The sequence below is a fragment of the Kitasatospora sp. NPDC091257 genome (assembly GCF_044757675.1).
GTDB classification, from domain to species: Bacteria; Actinomycetota; Actinomycetes; order Streptomycetales; family Streptomycetaceae; genus Kitasatospora; species Kitasatospora lactacystinica.
Genome location: NZ_JBIVVI010000781.1, coordinates 1 through 4,401 on the forward strand (window position 1 = coordinate 1; position 4,401 = coordinate 4,401).

Annotated in this window: 4 protein-coding genes; 3 read left to right on the top strand and 1 reads right to left on the bottom strand. The window is 71.8% G+C overall.

The genetic code is table 11. From position 1 onward, the window contains the following. Nucleotides 1–102: 102 nt before the first annotated feature. Complete coding sequence (locus tag ACIQOV_RS29375; RefSeq protein ID WP_401053588.1) at nucleotides 103–1,449, top strand: dicarboxylate/amino acid:cation symporter; 1,347 nt, start codon at nucleotides 103–105, stop codon at nucleotides 1,447–1,449. Nucleotides 1,450–1,710: 261 nt separating this feature from the next. On the opposite strand, the gene ACIQOV_RS29380 is transcribed toward ACIQOV_RS29375, so the two are convergent. Further along, on the bottom strand, nucleotides 1,711–1,914 hold the full coding sequence (locus tag ACIQOV_RS29380; protein ID WP_188301247.1) for a cold-shock protein: 204 nt from the start codon (nucleotides 1,912–1,914) through the stop codon (nucleotides 1,711–1,713). Between the two features lie 383 nt (nucleotides 1,915–2,297). On the opposite strand from ACIQOV_RS29380, the gene ACIQOV_RS29385 reads away from it, so the two are divergent. Both ACIQOV_RS29385 and ACIQOV_RS29390 read left to right on the top strand, forming a co-directional pair. Further along, a complete protein-coding gene (locus ACIQOV_RS29385) occupies nucleotides 2,298–3,230 on the top strand; it encodes a menaquinone biosynthetic enzyme MqnA/MqnD family protein (protein WP_401053589.1) in 933 nt (310 codons plus the stop codon). Nucleotides 3,231–3,463: 233 nt separating this feature from the next. Next, nucleotides 3,464–4,401: serine/threonine-protein kinase (locus tag ACIQOV_RS29390; RefSeq protein WP_401053590.1), on the top strand; the 938-nt coding region annotated here is incomplete at its 3' end.

The following is a 4,401-nucleotide window of genomic DNA, read 5'->3' on the forward strand; positions in this document are numbered from 1 at the left end:
CCCGGACCGGGGGCCCGACCCCTCCCGTCCGGCCCCGCGCCGTGCCGCCCGCTCCGCCCCCACCTCACCGTCAGCAACGCCCTCCCCCGGAGACGCTCCCCCATGTCCACAGCGCCCGAGGCGACCTCGTCGCCGTCCGTGCTCGCCCGCATCCGCAAGACGCCCTTCTGGGTGCAGATCGTCGCCGGCCTCGTGCTCGGCGTCGGCCTCGGCTACCTGGCCCGCGCCGCCGACATCTCCTGGCTGGCCACCACCCTGGAGACCATCGGCAAGATCTTCGTCCAGCTGCTCAAGCTGGCCGTCCCGCCGCTGGTGTTCACCGCGATCGTGGTGAGCGTCGCCAACCTGCGCAACGTCACCAACGCGGCCCGCCTGGCCACCCGCACGCTGCTCTGGTTCATGATCACCTCGCTGATCTCGGTCGGCATCGGCATCGGCCTGGGTCTGCTGACCAACCCGGGCGAGGGCACCAACCTGAAGACCGAGGGCCTCAAGGCGCTCGACTCCAAGGGCACCTGGATCGACTTCCTGACCGGGATCTTCCCGACCAACATCGTCGACTCCTTCACCAAGGTGAACGTGCTCCAGATCGTCTTCCTGGCGGTCGTGGTCGGCGCGGCGATCCTCAAGCTCGGCGCCAAGGCCGAGCCGGTCCTCAAGCTCAGCGAGTCCGTGCTGGAGCTGACCCAGACCGCGCTCTGGTGGGTCATCCGGCTCTCCCCGCTCGGCACCCTCGGCCTGATCGGCAAGTCCGTCGCCAAGTACGGCTGGGACCTGCTGAAGCCCTTCGCCACGCTGACCCTGGACATCTACTTCGGCTGCGCGCTGGTGCTGTTCGTCGTCTACTCGCTGGTGCTGCGCTTCGCCGCCGGGCTCAACCCGCTGCACTTCTTCAAGGGCGCCTGGCCCGCGATCCAGCTGGCCTTCGTCTCCCGCTCCTCGGTCGGCACCCTGCCGGTCACCCGCCGCGTCACCGAGCGCCTCGGCGTCCCGAGCGAGTACGCGTCCTTCTCCGTGCCGTTCGGCGCCACCACCAAGATGGACGGCTGCGCCTCGATCTACCCGGCCGTCGCCGCGATCTTCGTCGCCCAGGTCTTCAACATCGAGCTGGGCATCAAGGACTACATCCTGATCGCCTTCGTCTCGGTGGTCGGCTCGGCCGCCACCGCGGGCCTCACCGGCGCGATCATCATGCTGACGCTGACCCTGTCCACGCTGGGCCTGCCGCTGGAGGGCGTCGGCCTGCTGCTCGCCATCGACCCGATCCTGGACATGATGCGCACCGCGACCAACGTCGCCGGCCAGGTCGTCGTGCCGATCGTGGTCGCCGCCCGGGAGAAGATCCTGGACGTCGCCGCGTACAACAACCCGTCCGGGGACCTGTACGACGAGGCCCCGGAGCCGGCCGTCGCCGCAGGCCAGGGCGGCGCGGCCCCGGTCGCGGCCTGAGGCGGAACGTGCGGTCGAACGCCAGAGGGGACGTTCGACCGGCATGACGGAAAGGGCCCTCTCCCGGTGACGGGAGAGGGCCCTTTCCGCATTCCTTCGCTCCGTGCCCGAACTTCCACTCCGGGACGGGCTTTCGAAAAGGCAGGGGGCCCGCCGACCGGCGGGCCCCCTTGGGTACTGCTCTTGTGCTCATGGTGGCGGCTGTCGGGAGCCGCCGGCGGACCCGTACGGGTCCCGAGCGATCAGAACATCAGAGGATGGTCAGACAGCGGTGACGTTCTCCGCCTGCGGGCCCTTCGGGCCCTGGGTGACGTCGAAGGTGACCGTCTGGTTCTCCTCCAGCGAACGGAAGCCGTTCGCGTTGATGGCGGAGTAGTGAACGAAGACGTCGGGGCCGCCGCCATCCTGGGCGATGAAGCCGAAGCCCTTCTCAGCGTTGAACCACTTGACGGTTCCCTGAGCCATGCCGTTCTCCTTGCGATGCGTGTCGGGGGCCACACCGTGTGACACCCGGTCCGCTGCGCTGATCGCCCTGCCTCCGGACGTGTCCGAAATTTTTCGATATTGCTGAAAAACTACAAAAAGCCTGCGGTTACATGCTCCGCAGGCTTCAAGTACTGCAAGGGGAATCAAACTGCAACTGAGGGCAACGCTAGCATGCGGCCGCTGTGACGACCAGAGGTCACTTGCGGCGTGGAAGGCGCGTGTCGTAAGGCCCGGAGCGGGCGTGGAAAGGAGCGTCGACGCCGCGTCGACGGCGCGTGAGGGCGTGTCGGACGGCCGGTGCGAGCCGCCGCGAACAGCAGGCATACGCTGCGGGGAGGCACGAACAGCAAGGGAGCGGCGCAGTGGCAGCACCGGAGGCACGGACACCGGACGCGCGGACGCGGGAGCCCCAGGAGAACACACCGGTCAGGCCCCGGGTCGGCCACATTCAGTTCCTGAACTGCGTACCCCTCTACTGGGGACTCGCCAGGACCGGGAACCTGCTCGATCTGGACCTCACCAAGGACACCCCGGAGAAGCTGAGCGACCAGCTCGTCGACGGCACCCTGGACATCGGCCCGATCACCTGCGTGGAGTACCTGCGCAACGCGGACGACCTGCTGGTCCTGCCGGACATCGCGGTCGGCAGCGACGGCCCGGTGATGTCCTGCCTGATCGTGAGCAAGGTGCCGCTCGCCGACCTCGACGGCCGCCGGGTCGCCCTCGGCTCCACCAGCCGCACCTCCGTACGGCTCGCCCGGCTGCTCCTGGAGGAGCGCGAGGGCGTGCGCCCGGACTACTTCAGCTGCCCGCCGGACCTCAGCGCGATGCTCGCCGAGGCCGACGCCGCCGTCCTGATCGGCGACCCGGCCCTGCGCGCCTACCTCGGGCAGGCCGCCGACCTCGGGCTGACCGTCCACGACCTCGGCGAGATGTGGAAGGAGTGGACCGGCCTGCCCTTCGTCTTCGCGGTCTGGGCGGTGCGGCGCGAGTTCGCCGAGCGCGCCCCGGAACTGACCGCCGCGGTGCACCGGGCCTTCCTGGAGTCCCGCGACCTGTCGCTGGTGGAGGCCGGCAAGGTCGCCGAACAGGCCGCCCGCTGGGAGGCCTTCGGGGCGGACGTGCTGGAGCGGTACTTCAGCGAGGCGCTCGACTTCTCGCTCGGCGAGCGGCAGCTGGCCGGCGTCACGGAGTTCGCCCGGCGGGTCGCGCACGACAGCGGGTTCGCCCCCGACGTCGCGGTGCGGCTGCTGGAGCCGGCGGCGTTGCCGCTGGGGATGCAGCAGGGAATGTAGGGGAGGTAGGGGGAGGTAGGGGATGTAGGGGCGCCGTCCGGCTGCGGGGTTCCCGCACCTGTTCGCGGGCCCCTGCCCGTCTTCGTACGACCGGCGCCGCCGCGCGGGCGGAAGGGTGAAGACAGGCCCGAGGGCCGGGCGGAGCACCGCCCGGCCCGGTACGGTCTGCACCCGAGGCGCGTCCGGTGGGCGGTCGGCGGAGCGCGCGTGCGAGGGCGAGGGGAGCGTGCGGGATGCGGGCACTGGGGTCGGACGATCCGCGCCGGGTGGGCGGCTACCGGCTGCTGCGGCGGCTCGGCTCGGGCGGAATGGGCCGGGTCTACCTCGGCCGGACGGCCGGCGGGCGCACCGTCGCCGTCAAGGTGGTGCGGTCGGAGCTCACCGACGACGCCGAGTTCCGCGCCCGCTTCCGTCAGGAGGTCGCCGCCGCCCGGCGGGTCGGCGGCGCCTGGACCGCGCCCGTGCTGGACGCCGACACCGAGGGCGCCCGCCCCTGGGTCGCCACCGGCTACGTGGCGGGCCCCGCACTCGGCGACGCCGTCCGGACGTACGGGCCGCTGCCCGAGCCGGCCGTGCGCTCGCTCGGCGTCGGGCTCGCCGAGGCCCTGGCCCACGTCCACGGACTCGGCCTGGTGCACCGGGACGTCAAACCGTCCAACGTGCTGCTCACCCTGGACGGACCGCGGCTGATCGACTTCGGGATCGCCCGGGCCCTGGACGCCGCGGGCGGCCTCACCCGTTCCGGTTACGTGGTCGGGTCGCCCGGCTTCATGTCACCCGAGCAGGCGAACGGGCAGGCGGTCGGGCCGGCCGGGGACGTCTTCTCGCTCGGCGCCGTCCTCGCCTTCGCCGCCACCGGCGTCCACCCCTTCGGCGAAGGGGTCAGCGCGGCCGTGCTGCTCTACCGGGTGCTGCACGAGGAGCCGGACGTGGCCGGGCTGCCCGAGCCGCTGCGCGGGATCGTCCTCGGCTGCCTGGCCAAGGACCCGGCCGCCCGGCCCACCCCGCGGCAGCTGCGCGCCCGGCTGGACCCGGACGGTACGGCCGCCGCCCGGCTGGCGCAGGGCGGCTGGCTGCCGGGGGAACTGGCGGCGGGGGTGGGACGCAGCGCGGTGGAACTGCTGGACCTGGACCTGGACCTGGACCTGGACGGGGAGATGGGGGAGCCGGG

Coding starts and splice junctions, on each gene's coding strand:
- ACIQOV_RS29375 (WP_401053588.1), top strand. CDS start 103: ATGTCCACAGCGCCCGAGGCGACCTCGTCGCCGTCCGTGCTCGCCCGC.
- ACIQOV_RS29380 (WP_188301247.1), bottom strand. CDS start 1,914: ATGGCTCAGGGAACCGTCAAGTGGTTCAACGCTGAGAAGGGCTTCGGC.